The 22630-nt window shown below is 64.2% G+C and carries 26 protein-coding genes, 1 other RNA gene and 1 pseudogene; 12 read left to right on the top strand and 16 right to left on the bottom strand.

Annotation, left to right across the window (positions count from 1 at the left end):
- On the top strand, window positions 1-284 hold a 284-nt coding region (locus A9D60_RS18360; protein ID WP_141117972.1), incomplete at its 5' end, for an amidohydrolase family protein.
- Between the two features lie 10 nt (window positions 285-294).
- Here A9D60_RS18360 and A9D60_RS18355 read toward each other — a convergent pair.
- The 4 genes from A9D60_RS18355 to A9D60_RS18340 form a co-directional block, all read right to left on the bottom strand.
- Window positions 295-690, bottom strand: coding sequence for a CAP domain-containing protein (locus A9D60_RS18355; RefSeq protein WP_065268930.1), 396 nt, complete (start codon window positions 688-690; stop codon window positions 295-297).
- A gap of 49 nt (window positions 691-739) precedes the next feature.
- Window positions 740-2077 carry an 8-oxoguanine deaminase gene (locus A9D60_RS18350; protein WP_065268929.1) on the bottom strand — a complete coding sequence of 446 codons (1338 nt, stop codon included), beginning with the start codon at window positions 2075-2077 and terminating at the stop codon, window positions 740-742.
- Window positions 2078-2194: 117 nt separating this feature from the next.
- Window positions 2195-2986, bottom strand: coding sequence for a histidinol-phosphatase (hisN, locus tag A9D60_RS18345; protein WP_065268928.1), 792 nt, complete (start codon window positions 2984-2986; stop codon window positions 2195-2197).
- Between the two features lie 114 nt (window positions 2987-3100).
- Complete coding sequence (locus A9D60_RS18340; RefSeq protein ID WP_019295723.1) at window positions 3101-3472, bottom strand: helix-turn-helix domain-containing protein; 372 nt, start codon at window positions 3470-3472, stop codon at window positions 3101-3103.
- Window positions 3473-3822: 350 nt separating this feature from the next.
- On the opposite strand from A9D60_RS18340, the gene A9D60_RS18335 reads away from it, so the two are divergent.
- Window positions 3823-4788, top strand: a complete 966-nt coding sequence (locus tag A9D60_RS18335; RefSeq protein WP_065268927.1) for an NADPH:quinone oxidoreductase family protein — start codon at window positions 3823-3825, stop codon at window positions 4786-4788.
- A 178-nt stretch (window positions 4789-4966) separates the two neighbouring features.
- On the opposite strand, the gene A9D60_RS18330 is transcribed toward A9D60_RS18335, so the two are convergent.
- Window positions 4967-5848, bottom strand: coding sequence for a LysR family transcriptional regulator (locus A9D60_RS18330; RefSeq protein WP_065268926.1), 882 nt, complete (start codon window positions 5846-5848; stop codon window positions 4967-4969).
- Window positions 5849-5973: 125 nt separating this feature from the next.
- Between A9D60_RS18330 and A9D60_RS18325 the strand changes: the two genes are divergently transcribed.
- The 3 genes from A9D60_RS18325 (at window position 5974) to A9D60_RS18315 (ending at window position 7728) form a co-directional block, all read left to right on the top strand.
- Entirely contained in the window at window positions 5974-6195 is a 222-nt protein-coding gene (locus tag A9D60_RS18325) for a DUF1127 domain-containing protein (protein WP_065268925.1), read from the top strand.
- Window positions 6196-6392: 197 nt separating this feature from the next.
- On the top strand, window positions 6393-7169 hold the full coding sequence (locus tag A9D60_RS18320; protein ID WP_065268924.1) for a Bax inhibitor-1/YccA family protein: 777 nt from the start codon (window positions 6393-6395) through the stop codon (window positions 7167-7169).
- Between the two features lie 85 nt (window positions 7170-7254).
- Complete coding sequence (locus tag A9D60_RS18315; RefSeq protein WP_065268923.1) at window positions 7255-7728, top strand: GNAT family N-acetyltransferase; 474 nt, start codon at window positions 7255-7257, stop codon at window positions 7726-7728.
- A gap of 2 nt (window positions 7729-7730) precedes the next feature.
- Here A9D60_RS18315 and A9D60_RS18310 read toward each other — a convergent pair whose 3' ends face one another.
- Both A9D60_RS18310 and rpmG read right to left on the bottom strand, forming a co-directional pair.
- On the bottom strand, window positions 7731-8117 hold the full coding sequence (locus A9D60_RS18310; protein ID WP_065268922.1) for a hypothetical protein: 387 nt from the start codon (window positions 8115-8117) through the stop codon (window positions 7731-7733).
- A 222-nt stretch (window positions 8118-8339) separates the two neighbouring features.
- The gene (rpmG, locus tag A9D60_RS18305) at window positions 8340-8507 is read right to left on the bottom strand and encodes a 50S ribosomal protein L33 (protein WP_008554190.1); all 168 of its coding nucleotides are present in this window, start codon (window positions 8505-8507) and stop codon (window positions 8340-8342) included.
- A 261-nt stretch (window positions 8508-8768) separates the two neighbouring features.
- Between rpmG and A9D60_RS27385 the strand changes: the two are divergent.
- Window positions 8769-10250 (top strand): annotated as a pseudogene (locus tag A9D60_RS27385) (adenylate/guanylate cyclase domain-containing protein); the annotation flags it as partial.
- 83 nt (window positions 10251-10333) lie between these two features.
- Here A9D60_RS27385 and rnpB read toward each other — a convergent pair.
- From rnpB to gatC, 5 genes are all read right to left on the bottom strand, one after another.
- An RNA gene (gene rnpB, locus A9D60_RS18290) (RNase P RNA component class A) lies at window positions 10334-10739 on the bottom strand.
- Between the two features lie 54 nt (window positions 10740-10793).
- Window positions 10794-11483: an N-acetylmuramoyl-L-alanine amidase gene (locus tag A9D60_RS18285; RefSeq protein WP_065268919.1), complete on the bottom strand. Its 690-nt coding sequence runs from the start codon at window positions 11481-11483 to the stop codon at window positions 10794-10796.
- Complete coding sequence (locus A9D60_RS18280) at window positions 11483-12268, bottom strand: hypothetical protein (RefSeq protein WP_065268918.1); 786 nt, start codon at window positions 12266-12268, stop codon at window positions 11483-11485. The genes A9D60_RS18285 and A9D60_RS18280 overlap by 1 nt, the downstream gene beginning before the upstream one ends.
- A 40-nt stretch (window positions 12269-12308) precedes the next feature.
- Window positions 12309-13796, bottom strand: coding sequence for an Asp-tRNA(Asn)/Glu-tRNA(Gln) amidotransferase subunit GatA (gene gatA / locus A9D60_RS18275; protein ID WP_065268917.1), 1488 nt, complete (start codon window positions 13794-13796; stop codon window positions 12309-12311).
- A gap of 5 nt (window positions 13797-13801) precedes the next feature.
- A complete protein-coding gene (gatC, locus tag A9D60_RS18270; RefSeq protein ID WP_019295734.1) occupies window positions 13802-14089 on the bottom strand; it encodes an Asp-tRNA(Asn)/Glu-tRNA(Gln) amidotransferase subunit GatC in 288 nt (95 codons plus the stop codon).
- A gap of 186 nt (window positions 14090-14275) precedes the next feature.
- Here gatC and A9D60_RS18265 point away from each other — a divergent pair, with 186 nt between their 5' ends.
- On the top strand, window positions 14276-14968 hold the full coding sequence (locus A9D60_RS18265) for a metal-dependent hydrolase (protein WP_065268916.1): 693 nt from the start codon (window positions 14276-14278) through the stop codon (window positions 14966-14968).
- A 103-nt stretch (window positions 14969-15071) separates the two neighbouring features.
- Here the strand turns inward: A9D60_RS18265 and A9D60_RS18260 are convergent, their stop codons facing one another.
- The 4 genes from A9D60_RS18260 to A9D60_RS18245 all read right to left on the bottom strand — a co-directional run bounded on the left by A9D60_RS18260 (window position 15072) and on the right by A9D60_RS18245 (window position 17128).
- A complete protein-coding gene (locus A9D60_RS18260) occupies window positions 15072-15695 on the bottom strand; it encodes a DNA-3-methyladenine glycosylase I (RefSeq protein ID WP_065268915.1) in 624 nt (207 codons plus the stop codon).
- Complete coding sequence (locus tag A9D60_RS18255; protein WP_065268914.1) at window positions 15692-15985, bottom strand: YciI family protein; 294 nt, start codon at window positions 15983-15985, stop codon at window positions 15692-15694. Before A9D60_RS18255 ends, A9D60_RS18260 begins: the two co-directional genes overlap by 4 nt.
- Before the next feature lie 21 nt (window positions 15986-16006).
- Window positions 16007-16588 carry a TetR/AcrR family transcriptional regulator gene (locus A9D60_RS18250; RefSeq protein ID WP_065268913.1) on the bottom strand — a complete coding sequence of 194 codons (582 nt, stop codon included), beginning with the start codon at window positions 16586-16588 and terminating at the stop codon, window positions 16007-16009.
- A gap of 90 nt (window positions 16589-16678) precedes the next feature.
- Entirely contained in the window at window positions 16679-17128 is a 450-nt protein-coding gene (locus A9D60_RS18245) for a nucleoside deaminase (protein WP_065268912.1), read from the bottom strand.
- Here A9D60_RS18245 and A9D60_RS18240 point away from each other — a divergent pair.
- The 5 genes from A9D60_RS18240 (at window position 17127) to A9D60_RS18220 (ending at window position 22627) form a co-directional block, all read left to right on the top strand.
- Window positions 17127-18200 (top strand): pseudouridine synthase, encoded by a 1074-nt coding sequence (locus A9D60_RS18240; RefSeq protein ID WP_065268911.1) that lies wholly within the window; start codon window positions 17127-17129, stop codon window positions 18198-18200. The two genes, A9D60_RS18245 and A9D60_RS18240, sit on opposite strands and share 2 nt — an antisense overlap.
- Before the next feature lie 174 nt (window positions 18201-18374).
- Entirely contained in the window at window positions 18375-19268 is an 894-nt protein-coding gene (locus tag A9D60_RS18235) for a 5-bromo-4-chloroindolyl phosphate hydrolysis family protein (protein WP_065268910.1), read from the top strand.
- A 16-nt stretch (window positions 19269-19284) separates the two neighbouring features.
- A complete protein-coding gene (locus A9D60_RS18230) occupies window positions 19285-20475 on the top strand; it encodes a toxic anion resistance protein (protein ID WP_065268909.1) in 1191 nt (396 codons plus the stop codon).
- A 14-nt stretch (window positions 20476-20489) separates the two neighbouring features.
- Window positions 20490-21422, top strand: coding sequence for a DUF2927 domain-containing protein (locus A9D60_RS18225; protein ID WP_175392984.1), 933 nt, complete (start codon window positions 20490-20492; stop codon window positions 21420-21422).
- 26 nt (window positions 21423-21448) lie between these two features.
- A complete protein-coding gene (locus A9D60_RS18220; protein ID WP_065268908.1) occupies window positions 21449-22627 on the top strand; it encodes an SPFH domain-containing protein in 1179 nt (392 codons plus the stop codon).
- Window positions 22628-22630: the final 3 nt, after the last annotated feature.

Raw genomic sequence — 22630 nt, 5'->3', positions numbered from 1 at the left:
AGCCACAGCAGCTGCGCGGCACACCCCTGCACGCAGCGCAGCTGCTGTGGCTGGCGACCCAAGGCTCCGCCACAGCGCTGCGGATGGAGGCGAAGATCGGCAATACCGCACCCGGCATGGAGGCGGATCTGGTGGTGCTGGACCTTGCCTCCACTCCGGCCATTGCCCAGCGGTCCGCACGGGCAGAAGACATCTGGGAAGCGGTGTTCCCGACCCTCATGATGGGCGACGACCGGGCCATTGCCGAGGTCTGGATCGGCGGCAAGCCGGTTACGGGCAGATAGCAGCGCGGCTTCAGCAGCCCGGACGCGCCAGCACCATCACCCAGACATTGCCCGCACCGCGGGCGATGGCGAACTCGGTCACCTCGCGGCTGAGCATGTTTCTGCGGTGGCCGCGGGAAGCCTGCCAGCTGGCCATCGCCTCGGCCAGCCCGGGCTGGCCCATTGCAATGTTCTCAGCCGCCGCGCACCAGCCGTAGCCAGCGTGCGTCAGGCGGGTGCCAAGCGTGCTGCCGCTGCTGCCGGTGTGGGAAAAGAACCCTTTGCGCGCCATATCCCCGGCATGGGCCAGCGCGGCCTTCTCCAGCCCGGCGGAATAGGCCAGCGGCGGCAGCCCGGAGTCTGCACGCAAGCCGTTGATGTTGGCCTGGGCAGCGGAACGGTCCACATCTTGCGCCTGGGCCTGCATAGACCAAAGAACAAGGAACGCCGTTGCAAACCGCCCAATCGTCACGGCGTCACACCTCCATCAGCTTGTGCGCCAGTTTGCCGTGGCGTTCGATGAGACGCGGCAGGTCCAGGGTGGTCAGCTCACCGCCGCGGATGATCTGCTTGCCTTCGACAAACAGGTGTTTGACCTGAGTTGGGCCGGCCAGCAGCAGGGCTGCGGCGTCCCAGCTGCCGCTGGAAGCCACGCCCTTGGTGTCCCAGATTGCAATGTCGGCGCGCTTACCCGGCTCCAGGCGGCCGCAATCGGGGCGGCCTAGCACATCGGCACCGCCTCGGGTGGCAATTTCCAGCGCTTCATAGGCACTCATCGCATCCGCGCCGTTTGCAACCCGCTGCAGCAGCATCGCCTGGCGCGCCTCCGCCGAGAGACTGGCCATATCGTTGCTGGCAGAACCGTCCACGCCCAGCCCCACCGGCACGCCCGCATCGCGCATCGCACGCACCGGCGCAATGCCGCTGCCAAGGCGGCAGTTCGAACACGGGCAATGGGCAACCCCGGTCCGGGTTCTTGCAAAAAGATCAATCTCTTGCGCGTCTAGCTTGACACAATGCGCGTGCCAGACATCATCGCCGGTCCAGCCCAGCTCCTCGGCATATTGGCCGGGGCGGCAGCCGAAGTTGGCCTCGGAATAGGCAATGTCCTCGTCGTTCTCGGCCAGATGGGTGTGCAGCATCACGCCTTTGTCGCGGGCCAGCAGCGCAGCATCGCGCATCAGCTCGCGGCTGACGGAGAACGGCGAGCACGGCGCCAGACCGACCCGGCACATGGAACCTTCAGAAGGGTCATGGAAGGCGTCCACCACCCGGGTCATGTCGTCGAGAATGGCGCGCTCATCCTCGACCAAGCCGTCGGGCGGCAGGCCGCCGTCGCTTTCGCCGATGCTCATGGCGCCACGAGTCGGATGGAACCGCACACCGATATCGCGGGCGGCATGGATGGTGTCCTCCAGCCGGGAGCCGTTGGGATAAAGGTACAAGTGGTCGGAGCTGAGGGTACAGCCCGACAGTGCCAGTTCGGCAAGACCCAGCTGGGTGGAGATGAACATCTCTTCGGGGCCAAAACGCGACCAGATCGGGTACAGCGTTTGCAGCCAGCCGAACAGCAGCGCGTCCTGACCGCCCGGCACTGCGCGGGTCAGGTTCTGGTACAGGTGGTGGTGGGTGTTCACCAGCCCCGGGGTAATGACGCAGCCGCGGCCTGAGACCACGTCACCGCTGGTCTCCAGCCCTTGCCCCACCCCGGCAATCACGCCGCCGCGGATCAGCACATCGGCGCCATGCAGCACACGGCGTGAATCGTCCATCGTCAGGACGGTATCTGCGTTTTGAATCAGGATCTCTGTCATATCCACACACTCCAATAGACAGCCCGCTTCATAGGAATGTGTGATTGGCCGATGGAAAACGGGCGAAGAACCGGCCTGCACTGAAACTACAGGCCGGGGCTGCCATTTTCAACCCACTCAGGTCTGGCGCAGCAGGTCCAGCGCCGCCGCATGGAGTTCAGCATTGGCAGCAGCCAGGGCGCGGCCGCCGTTGTGGGCCGGCTTGCCGTCCCAGTCAGTCACAATGCCGCCCGCTGCCCGGATCACCGCAATCGGCGCTTGGATGTCATAGGCGTTGAGGCCTGCCTCGATCACCAGATCCGCCTGCCCTGCCGCCACCAGCGCATAAGCGTAGCAATCCATACCGTACCGCGTGAGCTTGGCTTGCGCCGCGACACGTTCAAATCCTGCCCGCTCCGCAGTGGTTCCGACCTCAGGGAATGTAGTGAACAGAATTGCCTCCGACAGGGCTGCAGTGCCGCGGGTCTTCAAGGGCATCTCGCCTAGCGGACCGGTCATCGAAGCAATCTCCGCCCCGCCGCAAAAACGCTCCCCGGTGTAGGGCTGGTCGATCACGCCGAGGAAGGGGCCATTTTCGTCCGCGAGCGCAATCAGCACCCCCCAGGTCGGTGTGCCGCTGATGAAGCCGCGGGTGCCGTCGATAGGATCCAGCACCCAGGTGCGCCCGGACGTGCCGGCGCTTGTACCGAACTCCTCGCCCAGGATGCCATCGGCGGGACGCAGTTCTGCCAGCACCGCCCGCATTGCCTGTTCGGCGGCGCGGTCGGCCACGGTCACCGGATCAAACCCGCCCTCGAGCTTGTTCTCGGCATTCAAAGTGGATGTTCTGAAATGCGGCAGGATGGCAACGCGCGCCGCGTCTGCCATCCTGTTCGCTACGTCGAGGTCCGTGAGTGATGCCTGTGTCATACCCGAACGGGTGCCACTCAGGCGCTTTCTTTGCAAGCGCAAACCCCGCCACTCACCGGTTTTGCGCTGCAATACCCTGACAGGCCCGGATCCAGATCCGGACCCTGCCCCGTCTCAGGCGACGTCGCTCAGCACGCGGGCCAGTTCAAACAGGCGGCGGCGCTGATTTTCCGGAATCGAGTAATAGGACCGCACCAGATCGAGGGCTTCCTTGTCACCCATCAGGTCCTCTGGCACGGAGGCCTTTTCCGCCGGGGCCTTGCCCTCTTCCTGCAAGCCTTCGAAGAAGAAGCTCACCGGAACTTCCAGCGCGTCGGAAATATCCCACAAACGGGAAGCGCTGACCCGGTTGGCACCGGTTTCATATTTCTGGATCTGCTGGAACTTGATACCGACCTGCTCGGCAAGCTGCTGCTGCGTCATGCCAATCAGCCACCGGCGGTGGCGGATGCGCTTTCCCACGTGCACGTCTACGGGATGAGCCATGCGTTTCTCCTAACTGTCATTTCGGCCAAAACCAGAACCGCGCTACCAATCAAACAGTTCTGGCAGCTTTGGATGCCTGCCGGAGACTTGTTTCCCCATCAGCGCGATCAGTCTTCAACCTCTGAGCAAAAGTGTACAACCCTTACGGTTGATTGCAAGACTGCCGTCGCGCATGACGTGGCCTAAAGTCTCAAGCGCATGATTTCACGAAGCATTTTCCCAAACGTTTTATTGCCAAATGGCTGGGGATCGCGTACCTCCCCAGAAATAGCGAGGTGCAGGCCGCAGGTGCGCCCCGGCAGTGTGCCCCGGCGAATCACGGTGATTCCCGCAAAAGGTGAGGAGAACACATGCAGGCTTTCCAAGTCTCCGCTTTTGGCACACCGCCAATTCTGACGGAAACGCAATGCCCGGCACCCGGTCCGGGCGAAGCGGCAGTTGCCCTTCATGCCTGCGGCCTGAACTTTGCTGACCTGCTGATGACGAAGGGCACCTATCAGGACACGCCTGAACCGCCTTTCACCCTGGGGCTGGAGGCCGCCGGGGTGGTGACAGCACTTGGCCGCGGCACCGAAGGCTTTGCGGTCGGCGACCGGGTGGCGGTGTTTTGCGGCTCCGGCGGGCTGGCGGAGGCTGGTGTCTTTGATACCGCACGGCTGATCCGGATTCCCGATACGATGAGTTTTGAACATGCCGCGGCGATGCAGATCGCCTATGGCACCAGCCATATGGCGCTGGATCACTGCGCCCGCCTGCAACCCGGCGAGACCCTGCTGGTAACCGGTGCCGCAGGCGGCGTCGGGCTGACCGCGGTAGAGATCGGCAAGCTGATGGGCGCAACGGTGATTGCCCAGGCCCGCGGCCGGGACAAGCTGGATGTGGCCGCTGCCGCAGGCGCCGACCATCTGATTGATGCCGGCGAGGACCTGCGCGGCGCGGTCAAGGCGCTTGGCGGGGCCGATGTGGTCTATGACGCAATCGGCGGCGATGTCTGGAAGGCGGCTTTCCGCTCTGCCAATCCCGGTGCGCGGCTGCTGCCGGTCGGTTTCGCCGGCGGCGAAGTGCCGCAGATCCCGGCCAACCACCTGCTGGTGAAGAACCTGACAGTGATCGGCTTTTATCTGGGCGGATACATGAAGTTCCGCCCAGAGGCGGTGCGGCAGTCGTTTGAGACGCTGTTTGCCTGGCATGGCGAGGGCCGGATCAAACCGCATATCAGCCACACCCTGCCGCTGGCGCAGGCCGCGGAAGGGCTGGAACTGCTGCGCAGCCGCAAGTCCACCGGCAAGGTAGTGATCACCATGGGCGGCAGCTGACAGGGCCAGCGGCCGAAGTCAGGGCTCCCGCCCGCAGGCAAAGCACTTCTGCGAAATACACCGCATCGGTTGGGCCAGGCTCAGCGCCTCTGGCGCTGAGCCTGGCCCAAGGCCGCCAAGGATGCGCTGGCAAAGCCAGGGCAGCCTGCGGGCGCGGGAGTTCTCCTTTGCTTGCCGCTCAGCTGGCGGCGCGCAGCGGCGTTGACCAAAGCCCCTGGAACCCCTGCCGGATGAACTCCGCCAGTTCCTCGACATAGGGCGCATGCACGCGCTCTGCGCCGTAGAGGTTGATGTGCTGCATCGGCAGTTCCGGCAGGCCGCAGCCCGCACCGATCAGCTCCTGATAGGACGGCTGGGTGCCCTCCAGCAGCACGCCGACGGCGAGGTCCGCACTGACGGTTGCCTCGACCGTGCGGTCGGAATCGCTGTCCAGCGCCATTTCCCATTCGATACCGGCCTCATCCAGCGCCGCGGTGGCGACCGGGCGGAAACTGCAGTTGCGGCAGAAGCCAAGCCGCAAGGGCCGCTGCCGCCAGACTGCCCCGTCCGGAGCACCAACCCAGCGCAGCGGCATGCTGTGGATCGTCTCGCCGCCCTCGCCCGCGCCGGTCTCAGTCGTCAGGATCAGGTCGAAGGCGCCGCGCGCAAACTCAGTCTTCAGATCGCGGGTGTTGGACGTGCAGAGGTTCACATTGACCCGCGGGTAGCTGAGGCTGAACCGCTTCAGCACCTGCGGGATGACCGGGTGCACCACGTCATGCGGCACCCCCAGCAGCACCTCGCCCTCAAAGGCCTGATCTGTCAGCCGGCTGATCACTTCATCGTTCAGCGCCACCATCTTGCGGGCATAACCCAGCATCTGCTCGCCCTCGGCCGTCAGCGCAATCGTCCGCCCGGAGCGGTCCAGCAGTTCCAGCCCCAGCAGCTCCTCCAGCCGCTTCATCTGCATCGAGACCGCTGACTGGGTCAGATGCAGGAAACCGGCGGCGCGGGTCACCCCGCCGTATTCCGCCACCGCCACAAAAGAGCGGAGCGTGGTGATATCGAGATTTCTTACCATCACAAAACCTGATTCATTGGATCAAAAACATTCGTTTTAAAAATATGCCACATGGGACCATATTCATCAACACAATTGATCACCCAGAAGGGATGCATCACAAACTCAACTGAAGGACCAAGCCAATGACCCTCGCAACCTCTGCCTGCACCCCCTCTTGCCACCGCGTGAAACCGCAGCTTTCCGTGACCGCACGCCTGCGGCTGCACATGGCGGCCTGGCGCCAGCGCCGCCAGCTGTCCCGGCTGGATGACCGCGCGCTGGAGGACATCGGCGTGACCCGCGCCCAGGCAGATGCTGAGGCCCGCGGCGGGTTCTGGAAAGCGCCGGATCACTGGAGTTTCTGATCAGGCTGAACGTCAGCAAAAGGCCGCCTTGCAGACGGGCCGCGCTCCTGCGGCCTGTTTGATTGTTTTTCATGTATTTCTTTGTCCGAAATACTTGAACCGAACTCCGCTTCACCCGATATTTGGCAGGAAAGCTGCGGCCCGCGGTCCGTTTCGCGTGTCGGCAGCGAGGGAGTAGATTACGGAGACCATTCAAAATGGCACAATTCGACACCATCCGCTCTGCCGCAGGCGCCCGCGCCCAGCAGATTGATGAGGGCCTCCGCGCCCATATGAACAAAGTCTATGCCACCATGTCGGCAGGGACGTTCATCACCTTTCTGGCCGCTTGGGCGATTGCCGGGCTGGCCGTCACCTCGGATCCGGCCAACGCCGTGGCCCAGCTGAGCGCTGATAAGTATCTGACCAACATCGGCTATGCGCTTTATGCCTCGCCGCTGAAGTGGGTCATCATGTTTGCCCCGCTGGCGTTCATCTTCGGCATCGGCGCCGCCGCCAGCCGCATGTCGGCGGCCGGCGTGCAGCTGCTGTTCTATGTCTTTGCCACCGTTATGGGCCTGTCGATCAGCTCGATCTTCCTGGTTTTCACTGGCGAAAGCATCGTGCAGGTGTTCCTGATCACCTCCATCGCCTTTGCGGGCCTGTCGCTGGTGGGCTACACCACCAAGAAGGACCTCAGCGGCATGGGCTCCTTCCTGATCATGGGCCTGATCGGCCTGATCGTGGCGTCGATCGTCAACATCTTCCTGGCGTCCTCCGCCATGGCGTTTGCGATCTCGGTGATCGGCGTTCTGATCTTTGCAGGCCTCACCGCCTATGACACCCAGCGCATCAAGAACGACTACCTGCAGATGGCCCATGCCGGCGACCAGGAGTGGCTGGCAAAGTCCGCGATCATGGGCGCCCTGAGCCTCTATCTGGACTTCATCAACATGTTCATGATGCTGCTCCAGCTGCTTGGTAACCGCGAATAACCGCAGGCCACATTCCAAACAGCGAGGGGCGGATCACAAGGATCCGCCCCTTTTCATTTGAACAACAATAACAAGGGGAACACCCGTGAAAATCATTGAGATCCCGGCTTCCGAGGCAGGCCGTTTGCTGCCGCTACTGCAGGACCTGCACGCACTGCACGCAGAGCATCAGCCGGAGAGGCATGTACCGGCCCCTGGCAGCGATGATCTGGCCGCCTGGCTGCAGGACTGGCTGCAGCAGGACAACGTCTGCGCACTGGCTGCTGAGAGCCCGCAGGGGGCGCTGCTGGGCTACTTGATCTATGAACTGCAGGACCGACCCGCCCTGCCCGTCCGGGCGGCCGAGAAACGCGCCATGCTGCACCATATTTCGGTAACTGAAGCCTGGCGCCGGATGGGCGTCGGCAAGGCGCTGGTGGAGGCGATGAGGACGCGGGCGCTGGCGGAAGGCGCAACTGTGGTTGCCGCGACCTATGCGCCGTTCAACAGCGCCTCCGCCGCGCTGATGCAGGGTATGGGGATGGAACCCGTGCTGACCGTGGCAGAGTGGCGCGCCTGAGGTCAGACGCCTGAGCAGTCAAGGCCGGCGGAGATGGCAAGTGTCCCCTGCCGGCCGGCAACCTGCCGCAGGGCCCCGTCCACACGGCAGCCGGATGCACTGCGGATCACGTCCCGCAACTGGGCTTCCGCAATAGCTGGCAGAACAGGGACCGCACTGGTTCCGGCTGCGCTCAGCACCGCAACACCGGCGCTGCCCTCGCGCATCACGCTTAGGGTCAGCCTGCGCCCGTTGATGCCGACACTATGTTCAGAAACCATCTGCCGGGCTGCCCCGCCCTCCCCGGCAGTTCCAGCTGCGGGCAAAGGCGCTGTTGAGACCACCGGGGGCAGCGGCACCGCCGCCTTGGTCTCAAAGAAACTGGAGACCGGCGCTCCGGCCACTGACATTACCGCTGCCAAGAAGAAAACCCGCACTGCACATCCACCCGTTCACTTGTTCACCCTGGCGTCAGGCTAGGCGTGAAATGGGGCGAGAAGGTGCCGGGACGCGGGATAATGCGCGCAGTATTTTCCGACAATTGAAGGCAGCAGGCCCGCGGACAACATGCCCCAAAAGAAAACGGGCCGCGCAGCGCGACCCGTTTCCGGAAATCAGTCAGTAAGGAAGGCTTACTTGATTTTGCCTTCTTTGTACTCGACGTGCTTGCGCACAACCGGGTCATACTTACGCACAACCATTTTCTCGGTCATGGTGCGTGCGTTTTTCTTGGTCACATAGAAGTGGCCGGTGCCCGCGCTCGAGTTCAGGCGGATCTTGATGGTGGTCGGCTTCGCCATGGTGCTTCTCCTGCGTCCGAAAAGGCAGGGGCCTCTCGGTAAATTCCTATCTGAAGCCCGGCTTTTACCCGCCCTGTGCTCCAAGTCAACAGCCAAATCGCCCGGAAGCCGCCGCGGAAGGCCAAATCTGCCGCCCCAGACGGCAGAACCGGGATTTTAGGCTGCTTCCCCCAGCAAGGACACGGTGAAACATGGCCTTAACAGCTGTTTGCCCCATTTCATTGGCATAACCCGCCGCGCCACATACCGAAAGCCCTGCTGATGCCTGAGCAAGGGGACCCCCGCCAGACAGATCCGCAACCGAATCTTCTGGTGCGCGCTGTGGCCCGCTTGAAGGTCTCGTTGCGGTACAAACTTCTGGCGGCCTTTCTGACCGGAACCGGGCTGGTGATTGCTCTCGCAGTGCTTGGGCTGCAAACACTGCAGCAGGCGAATGAGCGGACCCGGCAGCTGATCAGGGACCAGCAGCAAATCGCGGCCTACAACCGGTTTTACCAAAGCGCGGGCGACTCGCTGGCCTTTGCCTTGGCCAGCATTTCAGAGACGCCGGGCCGCATGGGTCTGCCCGTGGCACAGGCCTTGAATGAAGCCAATGACCTGACGGTCATTGTCGCCCGTTATGTCCGGCAAGTGGAACGGCAAAATCTGCCGAGGGATCCCCGGCTTTCTGCTCTGCAGCGGACTGTACAGCGCCTGCCGCCGGTCGCATCGGCGCTCGCACAGGCGCGGCAGTCCGGCGGCACCGCGGGGGTTGCCGAACTGGTCGAGAAGCAGTTTACCCCGATTGCACTGAGCATTCAGCGCGACGCCTATACAATCGCAAAGGACATAGAGGCCCGGATGAACCTGCGTGCGCAGGAAACGGCCCGCGCCTATGTGCGTGCCCGCGCCCTGGTTATCGGGGCGTGCGTGGCCGCGGTGCTGCTGTCGCTGCTGGCGGGCTATGCAATTTCCTCCTCGGTGCTGTGGCCGGTGGAGCAGATCGGCCGCACTCTCGGTGCCGTCGCCTCCGGAAACTTCACCGCCCGGGCCACAGTTTCCAACCAGGATGAATTCGGCGGGCTGGCACGGAACGTCAACAGCATGAGCCGGGAGCTGGGCGCGCTGTATGAGGAAGTCAATGCGCAGAAGGAAGAACTGCAATCCTGGAACAGCCAGCTGGAGCGCAAGGTGGCGCAACAGGTCGCGGAGCTGGAACGGACCAACAGGCTGCGCCGTTTCCTGCCGGAGCCAGTGGCAGCGATGATCGTCAATGCGGGCGGCGGCAGCACGCTGCTGAACAGCCAGCGCCGCACCGTGACGGTTCTGTTTGCCGACCTGCGCGGCTTTACCGCCTATGCCAGTGCGGTTGCCCCCGAGCAGGTGATCGCCGCGCTCAACGCCTTCCATCAGGCCTCTGGCCCGCTGATTGAGGAGGCCGGCGGCACGCTGGAGCGGTTTCTGGGTGACGGCCTGCTGGTGCTGTTCAACGCGCCATTGCCCTGCGAGGATCCGGCCAAGCGGGCGCTGACACTGGCAGAACAGATGCAGGATGCCTTTCCTGGCGCAGTGCAGCCGTTTCAAACCGGCGGCAGCCGGATTGGCCTGGGGATCGGGATTGCCACCGGCGAGGCTACACTGGGTCAGATCGGTTTCGAAGGCCGGCTGGACTATGCAGCCATCGGCGCAGCCCCCAATCTGGCCGCCAGGCTGTGCGACAAGGCAGGCAGCGGGCAGATCCTGCTGTGCGAGGCAACAGCCCGGGCCATTGGCGCGGGTTTACAAGAAGCCGGAGAGTTCGATTTGAAGGGAATTCCCGGGCCGGCCACCGCTTACGAGCCGGTAAAACGCGCAGAAGGCCTGTAAGCCGGATCCTGTCCCCCCTGCCCCGTAAGGCAGGGATCGATGACCATTCATCTAGGCGGCTCATTGCTGCGCCGCTCAAGCTGCCAACCCGGTCCCTCTCGGCTGAAGCGAACCTAGCGGCGGTTTTCCGGCGAACCGGAACCTGCCCGCGCGGGGACCCTATTTGGCATTGCTCCCGGTGGGGCTTGCCGTGCCGCCCCTGTTGCCAGGGGCGCGGTGGGCTCTTACCCCACCGTTTCACCCTTACCAGCCCGGAGGCTGGCGGTCTGTTTTCTGTGGCGCTTTCCGTCGGGTTTCCCCGCCCGGGCGTTACCCGGCACCGCTGCTTCATGGAGTCCGGACTTTCCTCGCGGAGCGGACGCTCCCCGCGGCCATCCAGCCTTCTGCGCGAGGCGAGGCGTAGGAACAACCGCGCGCGGCGTCAAGCGGATAGTGCGGCGTTTACCCGGCGGAGGGACCAAGGGGAAGGAAGTCTTCGGCGGCAAGCGGGCCGCGTGCCCACGGGCGGAACCGAAGCCGTACCGCCGACAGCAAGGTCTCGTCATCTGCCGGAGCCGTAAACCCGGCCGCGGCGGCGGCTTTGCGAAACTCCGGAAAAGTCACGGACTGCGGCGGCGGCGCGCCTGCGCCATCCGCTGCCAGCCCCTGCCGGGCCAGCCGCGCCCAGTCGAACCGCGGGCCGGGATCGCATTTGCGGCCTGGCGCCATGCAGGAATGGCCGATCACCGCCTCAGCCGGAATGTCCCAGCGCCGCATGACACCGCGCATCAGCGCCTCCAGCGCCGCCATCTGCGGCTCGCTGAACGGATGGGTGCCGCGGTTGTCGAGCTCGATACCGATGGAACGGGAGTTGATGTCGTCCTGCCCGGCCCATTCTCCTGCACCTGCATGCCAGGCGCGGTTGCTCTCGGTGACCATCTGCCAGAGAGTGCCATCCGCACCGATCAGGTAATGGGCGGAGACCTCTGCTGCCGGGTCGCAAAGCCGCTCCAGCGCCGCACGCGCATTGTCCATGGCGGTGTAGTGCAAAACAATCAGGGACGGCGTCAGACCGTCCCTGCGCGGCCCGAAGTTCGGGCTGGGATGCCAAATGGCGCCTGGCTGATCAGCCCTGCCCGTGTCAGGCGTCATCAGTTCTGGACAGCCAGCCGATAGGGCGCCGGATCCCAGCCGCAGGCAAAGCCGTCGCCGTCCGGGTCCAGCACCTTGCGGTCCCGCTGAGGGCCGCCGCTCTCGAGGAACGCGATCTGGGCCTGATCCGGCGACGCAAACTCGGCGCAGTTACGCGCGCTGCGGGCCTTCAGGTTGATGCCTGCGCGGGTATACAGCCGGACGCCCTTCGGGTTCGAGGTGCTGAGCGCGTATTTCACAATGTTCGGCCCGGTATCGCCGGCCCGCTGCGGCACGGCAGTGGGCTGCACCTGCTGGTACTGCGACCGCTGGCGCTGCAGCCGCGCGGCATCGCTTTCGATCGACTGGCGGGAGGCAACCGCCTCAAAGTCATTCTCGTCCGAAATACTGGCATTGCCGATCAGTACCGGTGCCGGATTTGACGGGCTTGCATCCAGCGGCGCAGTGCCGGTGCTGGAACTGCTGCGCGAGGCGGCCAGAGCTGCCTCTGTCTGGCGGGCGATGTCGGCATCGCTGGACGCCGCCGCAGCGGTGCTGAAGGTGCCAGCCGAAGTGGTGGCGGCAGCGCTGCGCGGCGCAGCCCCTGAAGGGGACGGCACGGACTCGGTGGATACCCGCGCAGGCGGCACCAGCGGATCGCCATTGATGGTGGTGCCTGCGGCCGGCGCCGGCGCAAACGGGTCGCCGTCAATGCCAACGCCCGCGGCGCTGTCCGGAACCTGGGGGGAACAGGCAGCCATAACCAGAAGGCTGCCTGCGGCGGCGTAAGATGCGAATGCGCGCATGGGGTACCTGTCAGCTCTGCTCAATTTCTTGCGCAGATGTTTACCACCATTGCTGCGGCTTGGCTACAAAGCCGGCCGCATTCTCCAGCGCATAGGCAGTGTTCAGCAGATCACCCTCTTCCCAGGGCTTGCCGATCAGCTGCAGCCCCAGCGGCAAGCCCTGCTTATCAAGGCCAGCAGGCACCGCGACACCCGGCAGGCCCGCCAGGTTCACGGTGACGGTGAACACGTCGTTCAGGTACATCTGCACCGGATCCGCCTCGGTCATCTCGCCCAGGCCAAAGGCCGCGGACGGGGTCGCCGGGGTCAGGATCGCATCGACACCTGCGGCAAAGGCGTCTTCGAAGTCCTTCTTGATCAGGGTGCGGACGCGGCGGGCACGGTTGTAATAGGCGTCATAGAAGCCAGCCGACAGCACATAAGTGCCGACCATCACACGGCGCTGCACTTCGTGGCCGAAGCCCTCGGCGCGGGTCTTCTCGTACATCTCGGTGATGCCGTCGCCGGCTTCCAGCGTGGCGCGGCGGCCGTAACGGACGCCATCATAGCGCGCCAGGTTCGAGGAGGCCTCAGCCGGGGCAATCACATAATACGCGGGCAGCGCATACTTGGTGTGGGGCAGCGAGATATCGACGATCTCGGCACCGGCAGCCTTCAGCATTTCGGCGCCATCGGACCACAGCTTCTCGATTTCACCCGGCATGCCGTCCATGCGGTATTCCTTGGGGATACCGATCTTCTTGCCGCGGATGTCGCCGGTCAGCATCGCCTCGAAATCCGGCACCGCCAGTTCGGCAGAGGTAGAATCCTTGGGGTCGTGGCCGCACATGGTTTCCAGCATGATGGCGGCGTCGCGCACCGACTTGGTCATCGGGCCGGCCTGATCCAGCGAGGAGGCAAAGGCGACGATGCCCCAGCGCGAGCAGCGGCCGTAGGTCGGCTTGATGCCGACGGTGCCGGTGAAGGCGGCGGGCTGGCGGATCGAGCCGCCGGTGTCGGTGCCGGTGGCCGCGAGGCAGAGGTCTGCTGCCACGGCAGAGGCGGAACCGCCGGAGGAGCCGCCCGGGGTCAGCTGGGCGTCGTCATTGCCGCGGCGCCATGGGCTGACCGCATTGCCGTAGACGGAGGTTTCATTGGAGGAGCCCATGGCGAACTCATCCATGTTCAGCTTGCCCAGCATGACCGAACCGGCATCGGCCAGCTTCTGGCTGACGGTGGATTCATACTCCGGCTTGAAACCTTCGAGAATCTTGGAGGCTGCCTGAGAGGGCACGCCCTTGGTGCAGAACAGATCCTTGATGCCGATCGGCAGGCCGCACATTGAGGGGGCATCGCCCGCCTTGATGCGCTCGTCCGCGGCCTTGGCCCGTTCCATCGCCAGCTCAGGCGTCTTGTGCACGAAGGCATTGAGCGCGTCAGCCGCGTCGATTGCCTTGAGGCAGGCCTCGGTCAGTTCAACGGAGGTGGTATCGCCCTTGCGCAGCGCGTCGCGGGCCTCTGCCAGGCCCAGTTTGTTCAGATCGCTCATGTCTCTTACTCCACGACTTTGGGCACTGCGAAGAAGCCTTCGCGGGCGTCCGGCGCATTGGCCAGAACCTTGTCCTGCTGGCTTCCGTCGGTGACTTCGTCCTTGCGGCGCTTGAGGCGCTGCGGGGTGACGGAGGTCATCGGCTCGACGCCCTCGACATCCACCTCGTTCAGCTGCTCGATGAAGCCCAGGATGTTGTTGAACTCGTCTGCCAGCGCCGGCAGAGCGTCGTCCTCGACCTTGATCCGGGCCAGTTTGGCCACCTTGGCGGCGGTGCTTTGGTCAATCGACATGGAAACCCTCATCTGGTGTTGGGTAGGCATTTACCGCCGTGCCGCCTGCGCTGCAAGCCTGCAACGGGCGGCCGGGCGGCAATCAGACCCGCAGGCATAATTTCCGGCACGTCCGCATTCCTTTTCGCCCGCAGCCTGTTAGGCTGCCGCCAAGAACAACAGCAAGGCCAACGGGAGGAAAAACCGATGAAGATCATTTGGCTGGGCCACGGCTCATTCCGTATCGAAACAAGCGGCCTGGTGCTGCTGGTGGACCCCTGGCTGAGCGGCAACCCGGTCTTGCCCGAAGAAAGCCACGAGGCGGCGGTTGCAGGTGCCACTCACATACTGCTGACCCATGTGCATTTCGACCATGTGGTGGACGTGCTGCCCTTGGCGAAGCGGCTTGAGGTGCCGGTGGTGGGGCAATACGACCTGATGGGCCTCTGGGGCGAGACCGAGGGCGTGCAGACCACCGGCTTCAACAAGGGCGGCACCGTGGACCTCGGCGGCGTCAAGGTTGCAATGGTGCCGGCCTCGCACAGCTCCACCTTCAATACCCAGGACGGGCTGCGCACCGGCGGCTCGGAAGTCGGCTACATGCTGATGGCAGAGGGCAAGACGGTCTACCTGTCCGGCGACACCGCGATCATGGCCGACATGGAGTGGATGGGCGACTATTACAAACCGGACGTGGGCATCCTGTCGGCGGGCGGCCATTTCACCATGGACATGAAACAGACGGCTTATGCGGCCAAGCGCTATTTCAATTTCAAGAGGGTGATTCCCTGCCACTACAAGAGCTTCCCGGTGCTGGAGCAGGACGCCAAGGATCTGATCGAGGGATTGCCGGGCGTGGAGGTAATTGAACCGGAAGTAATGAAGGCAATCGAGATCTGAACCGCGGCCAGGCGGGTGGCCTCCCGCCCGTCGCCGGATCTGCAGGGCAGATCCGCTCCCGTTGGGCGTGGCGCCGGGCCTGGCGGCCCGGCGCACACAGGATTCAGGCCACCGGTTTCAGCTGCGGCACGGCAAACGCCGCGCGCGCCTCGGCCGCCTTTTCGCGGCAGATGCAGCCGCGGGCGTGGTCATTGATCAGCCCCATCGCCTGCATGAACGCAAAGGCGGTGGTGGGGCCGACAAATTTCCAGCCGCGTTTCTTGAGCGCCTTGGACAGCGCCACGGACTCAGGACTGGTAGAGGCGGTCTGCGGTTCCGGCAAGTCCTCCGGCTTCGGTTCAAAACTCCAGAAGAATGCCGCCAGCGACCCAGCCTCCGCCACCAGTTCCTTCGCCCGGGCAGCATTGTTGATCACCGCCTCGATCTTGCCGCGGTGGCGGATGATGCCCTTATCCTGCAACAGCCGCTCCACGTCCCTCACGCCGAATTCCGCCATCTCGTTGAAGTCGAACCCGGCAAAAGCGGCGCGGAAGTTCTCGCGCTTGTCCAGAATGGTCCGCCAGCTGAGACCGGACTGGAAGCTTTCCAGACACACCTTCTCGAACAGGCGGATATCGTCGCCCACCGGATAGCCCCATTCGTCGTCGTGGTACCGCAGGAAATCCGGCGCCGAGCCAGCCCAGGCACAGCGGGGATGGCCATCGGCGGCGGTGAAAATGCGGCTCATTCGCCGCCCCGCAGGAAATCCAGCCGGGGATCCATCATGGTCGGCGCCACGCCAATGATCTCCGGCTCCACCACGCCGCCGGTCACAAAGGGATCTTGCGCGACACGGGCAAACAGGTCCCCCTCGCTTTCGCCCACGGCAAGGATCGCGCCGCCTTCGCCATCGGTCATGGACCCGGCGGCAAGGAACACCCCGTCTTCGAACCCTTGCTGCAGCCAGGCCTTGTGGCCGTCCAGATATTCGGCCAGCCGGTCTTTCTGCGCCGCAAATGTCAGCAAAATGAAATACATGTTCGTCTCCTGTGATGTGAATTAGCGGGGGTGATCCTGTGGCAGCTGACCGCCAAGCCAGTCCTGCATAAGCGCCACTTCGCGATTGATGAAATCCACATCGCCAAAAGCCTGCGCCAGCGTTGCAGCACCCTGACTGCGTGCCAGCAGATGCATGGCCAGGGCGTCCGATTCCGTGCCGCAGCCCAGCTCTTCGAATTGGCGGCAGAGCCAGGTGCGAAACAGGGTGAATACCGCACTGGCCTGATCCTGCGCCGCATGGTTCAGCTTACCCAGTTCCGTCACCAGCGTGCCGACCGGGCAGCCATAAAGGGTGATCTTGGACTGGTTGGCGATCAGAATGCGGATGAAACAGGTGATCCGCTGTTCCGGGCCGGCGCCTTCGGCCTGCCAGGTGTTCAGCATAGCGCGGGTCGCGGCCAGACGGCGCGCGATCACCGCTTCAAGAATCTCGTCCTTGGTCTTGAAATGATAATAGAAATTGCCGCGCGAGATGCCAACCGCCGCTGCGATATCCGCAAAGGAAGTCGTCTCGAACCCGCGCTCATAAAACAGCTGGTCCGCGGCCTCTGCAATCCGGTCTTTGGTGCTTTCCTGCGTCATTCCGGCCCCTAGGACATTTGACCTAATGGCCCTTATAGGACACTTGACCTAACCCGGCAACAGTCAAAGTTCCGTCCCGGCCGGCAGGGTTCAGCGTTTCCCGGCGAAGAACTCCTTGAGCAGCGCGCTGGCCTCCCCTTCCGCAATCCCGTCATAAACCTCTGGCGCGTGATGCGCCTGCGGATGGGAGAACACACAGGCACCATGCGCCACCCCGCCGGATTTAGGGTCGGCGGCACCATAGTACACCCGGCGGATGCGGGCGGCGGCGATGGCGGCGGCGCACATCGCACAGGGCTCCAGCGTCACATAGAGGTCGTAGCCTGTAAGACGCTCGCTGCCCAGGTGCGCGCAAGCTTCGCGGATGGTCAGGATCTCGGCGTGGGCGGTGGGATCGTTCAGTTCGCGGGTGCGGTTGCCTGCCAGCGCTGCCACCTGCCCGTCCGGCGCAATCAATGCGGCGCCGACGGGAACCTCGCCGCGCTCTGCCGCCGCCCGTGCCTGTACCAGCGCCTTGTCCATATGAGATTTGAATGCCATGCCCCTTCCTGCCCGCGAATGCCCGCTTTCGCAAGGCGGCGGAATGCTCTATGGCACAGGCATGAGCAAAACACCCGCATCCCCCAAGGGCAAACCGGCCCCGAAATCCCAGCCCCGCAAAGCGCCTGCAAAACCTGAAGGCACCGCGCCCGAAGGCGACCGCATTGCCAAGGTCCTGTCGCGCGCAGGCGTTGCCTCGCGCCGTGAGGCAGAGCGCATGATTGCCGAGGGCCGCGTGTCGGTGAATGGCAACAAGATCGACAGCCCGGCGCTGAATGTAACGGCTGCGGACCGGATCAGCGTTGACGGCCAGCCGCTGCCGGAGGCCGAGGCGCCGCGGATGTGGCTGTATTACAAGCCCACCGGGCTGGTGACATCGAACAGCGACGAAAAGGGCCGCAAGACGATCTTTGACGAGCTGCCGGAAGACATGCCGCGGGTGATGACGGTCGGCCGCCTCGACCTCAACTCCGAAGGCCTGCTGCTGCTGACCAACGATGGCGGCATCAAGCGCAAGCTGGAGCTGCCTTCGACCGGCTGGCTGCGCCGCTACCGGGTGCGGATCAACGGCCGCCCCAAGGACGAGGATTTTGCCCCGCTGCGCAAGGGCCTGGTGATCGAGGGCGAGAAATTCCAGCCGATGACCGTGTCGCTGGACCGCCAGCAGGGCGCCAATGCCTGGCTGACCGTCGGCCTGCGCGAGGGCAAGAACCGCGAGATCCGCCGCGCGATGGAGGATATCGGCTATAGCGTGAACAGGCTCTTGCGGGTGTCCTACGGGCCGTTCCAGCTGGGCGATCTGAAGCCGGGCGACGTGGAAGAACTGCGTCCACGCGTGGTGCGCGACCAGCTGGGGCTGGAGCCGGAAGAGGAAAAGCCGGCAGGCCGCCCCACCCGGTCCCGCGGCGGCAAGCCTGCTGGCAGACCCGCGGGCAAGCCCGGCAGTAAACCGGCAGGAAAGGCACCGGCGAAAGCCGGGAAACCGGGCGGCAAGCCCGCAGCGCCGCGCGGCGACCGCCCCGCCCAGCGCGGCGGCGGCAAGCGTCCGATCGGCAAGAATCCCCGGCGCTGAGCCAATTCCCGCAGACTTCCCCCTAGCAACACCGCCAGCTATCCCCTAGATTTCCAATCAGTTAATCTTCGCTGGCGGTTTTAGGGGGCCTTTGCGTGCAGAAACTTGCCTATGCTGCCCTGTTGATCCTGATGTTCGGCCTCAGCACCGGCTGGATCGTGGGAGGCTGACCGCATGGCACAGCGTTATGGCGGCAAATACAGCCCGGACGGCAAGCCTGCCGCTCAGGACACACCCCCTCAGCAGTCTTACCGAAATGCGCAGGTGGACCCGGTCGGAGTGCGCGCCAATGTGCTGTTCGTGCCGCCTGCGATCCTCACCCTGTTTTCTTTGAACGATGGTGCCACCGGCCTGGCACTGGGGCTTATTGGTGCAGGCCTGTGGACAGGCGGCGCCTTCCTGCTGCGCGAGGGGCTGAAAGCAGAGGCTGCCTATACCGCCCGCAAGGTGGCACGTAAACCTGCCCTGCCCCGCAAGGTTCTGGCAGCACTTCTGGCAGGCGGCGGCGCGGCGTTGGCCGCCTGGAGAGCCGAACCGGGTATCCTTATTGCCGTAATCTATGGCGCGGCAGCAGCAGGTTTGCACATCACTGCCTTTGGCATTGACCCGATGAAGGACAAAGGCGTCGAAGGCGTCGACGATTTCCAGCAATCACGCGTGGCCCGTGCGGTGGATGAAGCCGAGGAAAACCTTGACGCGATGAAAGACGCCGCCCTGCGCGCCCGGGACCGGACTGTCGAGGCGCGGGTCGAGCAGTTCCAGTCCGTCGCCCGCGAGCTGTTCCGCACGGTCGAAGAAGACCCGCGCGACCTGACCGCCGCCCGCAAATACCTGACCGTCTACCTGCAGGGCGCCCGCGACGCGACAGTGAAATTCGCCGATATCTATGCCCGCAGCCAGGACGCCCAGGCCCGCGCCGATTACATGGCGCTGCTGGATGATCTGGAACAGAACTTTGCCGCGCGCACCCGCAAGATGATGGTGGAAGACCGCACGGACCTGACCATTGAAATTGATGTGCTGCGCGACCGGTTGCAGCGTGAAGGGGTCCATCTGGACCAGAACTGATTAAGGGGAGCCATTCATGTCTGAAGCCGTTCAACAGAAAGCCGCCCAGGCCGAAGCCCTGGTAACAGAAGTCACCGCCATTGAGCTGCCTGAACCCGTGACCGAGGTGCAGCCGCTGGAGCAGGCTGACGAGCCGACCAGCGATGCGATCCGGCAGCGGATGGACCAGATCGACATGGAGGACACCAATTCGATCATCCATTTCGGCTCTGCTGCGCAGGCGGAACTGCAGACCATCAGCCAGGCGATGCTGTCTGATGTGCGCAACAAGGACGTGGGGCCTGCGGGCGATAGCCTGCGCAACATCGTGACCACGATCCGAGGGTTTTCGGTGTCCGAGCTCGACATCCGCCGCAAGCCAACCTTCTGGGAGCGGCTGTTGGGCAAGGCAACGCCATTTGTTAAGTTCACCGCGCGCTATGAAACCGTGCAGGGGCAGATCGACAAGATCACCGACGACCTCCTGGGCCATGAGCACACCCTGCTGAAAGACATCAAATCGCTCGACCTTCTCTATGAAAAGACGCTGCAATTCTACGATGAGCTGGCGCTCTATATCGCTGCTGGCGAGGCCAAGCTGGCAGAGCTGGACGGCACCGCCATCCCGGCCAAGGAGGCCGAGGTGCAGGCAGCCCCCGAAGGCGATCAGGTGATGAAGGCGCAGGAGCTCCGCGACCTGCGTGCCGCCCGTGACGACCTCGAGCGCCGGGTGCATGACCTGAAGCTAACCCGCCAAGTCACCATGCAGTCGCTGCCCTCGATCCGGCTGGTGCAGGAAAACGACAAGTCGCTGGTGACCAAGATCAACTCGACTCTGGTCAACACCGTGCCGCTGTGGGAGACCCAGCTGGCCCAGGCGCTGACCATCCAGCGTTCGGCCCAGGCCGCCGCAGCAGTGCGCGACGCCAATGACCTGACCAATGAGCTGCTCACTTCCAACGCCGCCAACCTGCGCCAATCGAACGAGATGATCCGCCAGGAAATGGAGCGCGGAGTGTTTGATATCGAAGCGGTGAAACAGGCCAACGCAGACCTGATCGGCACCATTCAGGACAGCCTCAGGATCGCGGATGAGGGCAAGGCCAAACGCGCCGCGGCAGAGGAAGACCTGCAGAAAATGGAGGCGGAGCTGCGTGACACGCTGGCTGCCGCCAAGGCCCGGCGCGACGGGGTTGGCGACAACACCGGCACCGCCGTACCGAACTAAGAAAGGCAGCAGGAGTGCAGGCAGTCCAGACACTGTGGAAGAGCGTGGCGGCCCTTGCCGGGCTGGCTGCGCTCACGGCCTGCCTGCCCTTTGATCAAGCGGAATCGCTGGTGCCGCAGGCCCGGCCCGCGGTGCCCCAGCCTGCGGTCTACAAACCCTCTGCCGACAGCGCCCAACTGGCCTATTACTACAATGCGCTGCAGCGGGACCTGATGACCCGCGGGTTGCTGCGCACCGATGGCGGCGGGCCGGACACGCCTTATGACGCAGAGGATCTGGCCAGAAGCTTTGAACAGCTGGCCTTTTATGACGAATACGGCGGCGCCGGCATCTCCGGCGGTCTGGGCCGCTGGGCCGGGCCGGTGCGTATCGCGGCAGAATTCGGCCCCTCGGTTCAGGCGGGCCAGCGGGCGCAGGACCGGGAAACACTGGCAGACTATGCGGCGCGGCTGGCGCGGATCACCGGCCATTCCATCAGCACCGTCAGCGGGCGCGCCAATTTCCACGTGATCTTTGCCAGCCTCGACGACAGCGCCTATGTCGCTGAACGGGTGCGCGAACTGCTGCCCTCAATCAGCGCGCGGGACCTGTCGCTGCTGGCCGCGCCGCCGCGCAGCTATTACTGCCTGGTGGTCGCAGGCGGGCCGCAGGGCGATCCGCTGTCCTATACCCGCGGAGTTGCACTGATCCGGGCCGAGCATCCCGACCTGGTGCGCAAGAGCTGTGTGCACGAGGAAGTGGCGCAAGGCCTGGGCCTCAGGAACGACAGCCCGCGCGCGCGCCCCTCGATCTTCAACGACGACGACGAATTTGCGCTGCTGACCAGCTTTGACGAAAAGCTGCTGCAGATGCTGTATGATCCAAGACTTAAGGCGGGGATGAGCCTGGAAGAGGCCCGCCCCATCATCCGCATTCTCGCCCGCGAGGCGATGGGCCGGGAATTGTAGGCCGCCACAGGAAGAGGACCTGAAACATGGGTATTTTCGATTTTCTCAAAGGCGAATTCATTGATGTCATTCACTGGGTGGATGACACCCATGACACCATGGTCTGGCGGTTCGAGCGCGAGGGCCATGAGATCAAATACGGTGCCAAGCTGACGGTGCGCGAGGGCCAGGCGGCAGTGTTCGTGCACGAGGGCCAGCTGGCGGATGTGTTTACGCCGGGTCTCTATATGCTCGAGACCAACAACATGCCCATCATGACCACGCTGCAGCACTGGGATCACGCCTTCCAGTCGCCCTTCAAGTCTGAAGTCTACTTTGTCGACACCACCCGCTTCAGCGACCTGAAGTGGGGCACCAAGAACCCGATTATCTGCCGCGACCCGGAATTCGGCCCGGTCCGGCTGCGCGCCTATGGCACTTATACGATCAAGGTCGCCGACCCGGCCCGCTTCCTGAGCGAGGTCGTCGGCACCGATGGTGAATTCACCATGGACGAAATCTCCTACCAGATCCGCAATATCATCGTGCAGGAGTTCTCCCGCGTGATTGCAGGCTCCGGCATTCCGGTGCTGGACATGGCCGCCAATACCGCCGACTTGGGCAAGCTGGTGGCCGCGGAGATCTCCGGCACCCTGGCGGACTACGGCCTGATGATGCCGGAGCTTTACATTGAGAACATCTCGCTGCCGCCCGCGGTGGAGGAAGCCATGGACAAGCGCACCCAGATGGGCGTGCTGGGCGATCTGGGCCGCTACACGCAGTTTTCGGCAGCTGAGGCAATGACCGCCGCCGCGAAAACCCCGAACAGCGGCATGGGTGCCGGTATGGGAATGGGCATGGGTATGGCGATGGCGCAGCAGATGGGCCAGGCCCTGCAGGGAGGCGCCCCCTCTCAGGCAGCGGGTCAGCCGACCGGGCCATGGGGCGCACGGCCCGAACCCGCTGCGCCGCAACCAGCGGCGCCCGTGGCCCCGCCCCCGCCGCCGGTGGAGCACGTCTGGCACATCGCCGTGGACGGGCAGACCTCCGGCCCGTTTTCCAAGGCGCGGATGGGGCGGATGGCGCAGGACGGCACCCTGACCCGCGAGACCCACGTCTGGACCCCTGGCCAGGACGGCTGGAAACGCGCAGGCGAAGTGATGGAGCTGGCGCAGCTGTTCCCCATCCTGCCGCCGCCTCCACCGCCGCCTCCGCCAGCCGGGTAACAC

This window comes from Leisingera sp. JC1 (assembly GCF_001679925.1).
In the GTDB taxonomy this organism is placed as follows: Bacteria; Pseudomonadota; Alphaproteobacteria; order Rhodobacterales; family Rhodobacteraceae; genus Leisingera.
The sequence above is the reverse complement of the archived record's forward strand: the minus strand, read 5'-3'. Positions and strand labels throughout refer to the sequence as shown.

Excerpts from the sequence above, each read along its gene's own strand:
- A9D60_RS18220 (WP_065268908.1), top strand. The coding sequence starts at position 21,449 with ATGGGTATTTTCGATTTTCTCAAAGGCGAATTCATTGATGTCATTCAC.
- A9D60_RS18235 (WP_065268910.1), top strand. The coding sequence starts at position 18,375 with ATGGCACAGCGTTATGGCGGCAAATACAGCCCGGACGGCAAGCCTGCC.
- A9D60_RS18245 (WP_065268912.1), bottom strand. The coding sequence starts at position 17,128 with ATGGCATTCAAATCTCATATGGACAAGGCGCTGGTACAGGCACGGGCG.
- A9D60_RS18230 (WP_065268909.1), top strand. The coding sequence starts at position 19,285 with ATGTCTGAAGCCGTTCAACAGAAAGCCGCCCAGGCCGAAGCCCTGGTA.
- A9D60_RS18335 (WP_065268927.1), top strand. The coding sequence starts at position 3,823 with ATGCAGGCTTTCCAAGTCTCCGCTTTTGGCACACCGCCAATTCTGACG.
- A9D60_RS18340 (WP_019295723.1), bottom strand. The coding sequence starts at position 3,472 with ATGGCTCATCCCGTAGACGTGCACGTGGGAAAGCGCATCCGCCACCGC.
- A9D60_RS18320 (WP_065268924.1), top strand. The coding sequence starts at position 6,393 with ATGGCACAATTCGACACCATCCGCTCTGCCGCAGGCGCCCGCGCCCAG.
- rpmG (WP_008554190.1), bottom strand. The coding sequence starts at position 8,507 with ATGGCGAAGCCGACCACCATCAAGATCCGCCTGAACTCGAGCGCGGGC.
- A9D60_RS18310 (WP_065268922.1), bottom strand. The coding sequence starts at position 8,117 with ATGTCAGTGGCCGGAGCGCCGGTCTCCAGTTTCTTTGAGACCAAGGCG.
- A9D60_RS18240 (WP_065268911.1), top strand. The coding sequence starts at position 17,127 with ATGCCCCTTCCTGCCCGCGAATGCCCGCTTTCGCAAGGCGGCGGAATG.
- gatA (WP_065268917.1), bottom strand. The coding sequence starts at position 13,796 with ATGAGCGATCTGAACAAACTGGGCCTGGCAGAGGCCCGCGACGCGCTG.
- A9D60_RS18250 (WP_065268913.1), bottom strand. The coding sequence starts at position 16,588 with ATGACGCAGGAAAGCACCAAAGACCGGATTGCAGAGGCCGCGGACCAG.
- A9D60_RS18325 (WP_065268925.1), top strand. The coding sequence starts at position 5,974 with ATGACCCTCGCAACCTCTGCCTGCACCCCCTCTTGCCACCGCGTGAAA.
- gatC (WP_019295734.1), bottom strand. The coding sequence starts at position 14,089 with ATGTCGATTGACCAAAGCACCGCCGCCAAGGTGGCCAAACTGGCCCGG.
- A9D60_RS18285 (WP_065268919.1), bottom strand. The coding sequence starts at position 11,483 with ATGACGCCTGACACGGGCAGGGCTGATCAGCCAGGCGCCATTTGGCAT.
- A9D60_RS18255 (WP_065268914.1), bottom strand. The coding sequence starts at position 15,985 with ATGTATTTCATTTTGCTGACATTTGCGGCGCAGAAAGACCGGCTGGCC.
- A9D60_RS18260 (WP_065268915.1), bottom strand. The coding sequence starts at position 15,695 with ATGAGCCGCATTTTCACCGCCGCCGATGGCCATCCCCGCTGTGCCTGG.
- A9D60_RS18280 (WP_065268918.1), bottom strand. The coding sequence starts at position 12,268 with ATGCGCGCATTCGCATCTTACGCCGCCGCAGGCAGCCTTCTGGTTATG.
- A9D60_RS18330 (WP_065268926.1), bottom strand. The coding sequence starts at position 5,848 with ATGGTAAGAAATCTCGATATCACCACGCTCCGCTCTTTTGTGGCGGTG.
- A9D60_RS18265 (WP_065268916.1), top strand. The coding sequence starts at position 14,276 with ATGAAGATCATTTGGCTGGGCCACGGCTCATTCCGTATCGAAACAAGC.
- A9D60_RS18355 (WP_065268930.1), bottom strand. The coding sequence starts at position 690 with ATGCAGGCCCAGGCGCAAGATGTGGACCGTTCCGCTGCCCAGGCCAAC.
- A9D60_RS18350 (WP_065268929.1), bottom strand. The coding sequence starts at position 2,077 with ATGACAGAGATCCTGATTCAAAACGCAGATACCGTCCTGACGATGGAC.
- hisN (WP_065268928.1), bottom strand. The coding sequence starts at position 2,986 with ATGACACAGGCATCACTCACGGACCTCGACGTAGCGAACAGGATGGCA.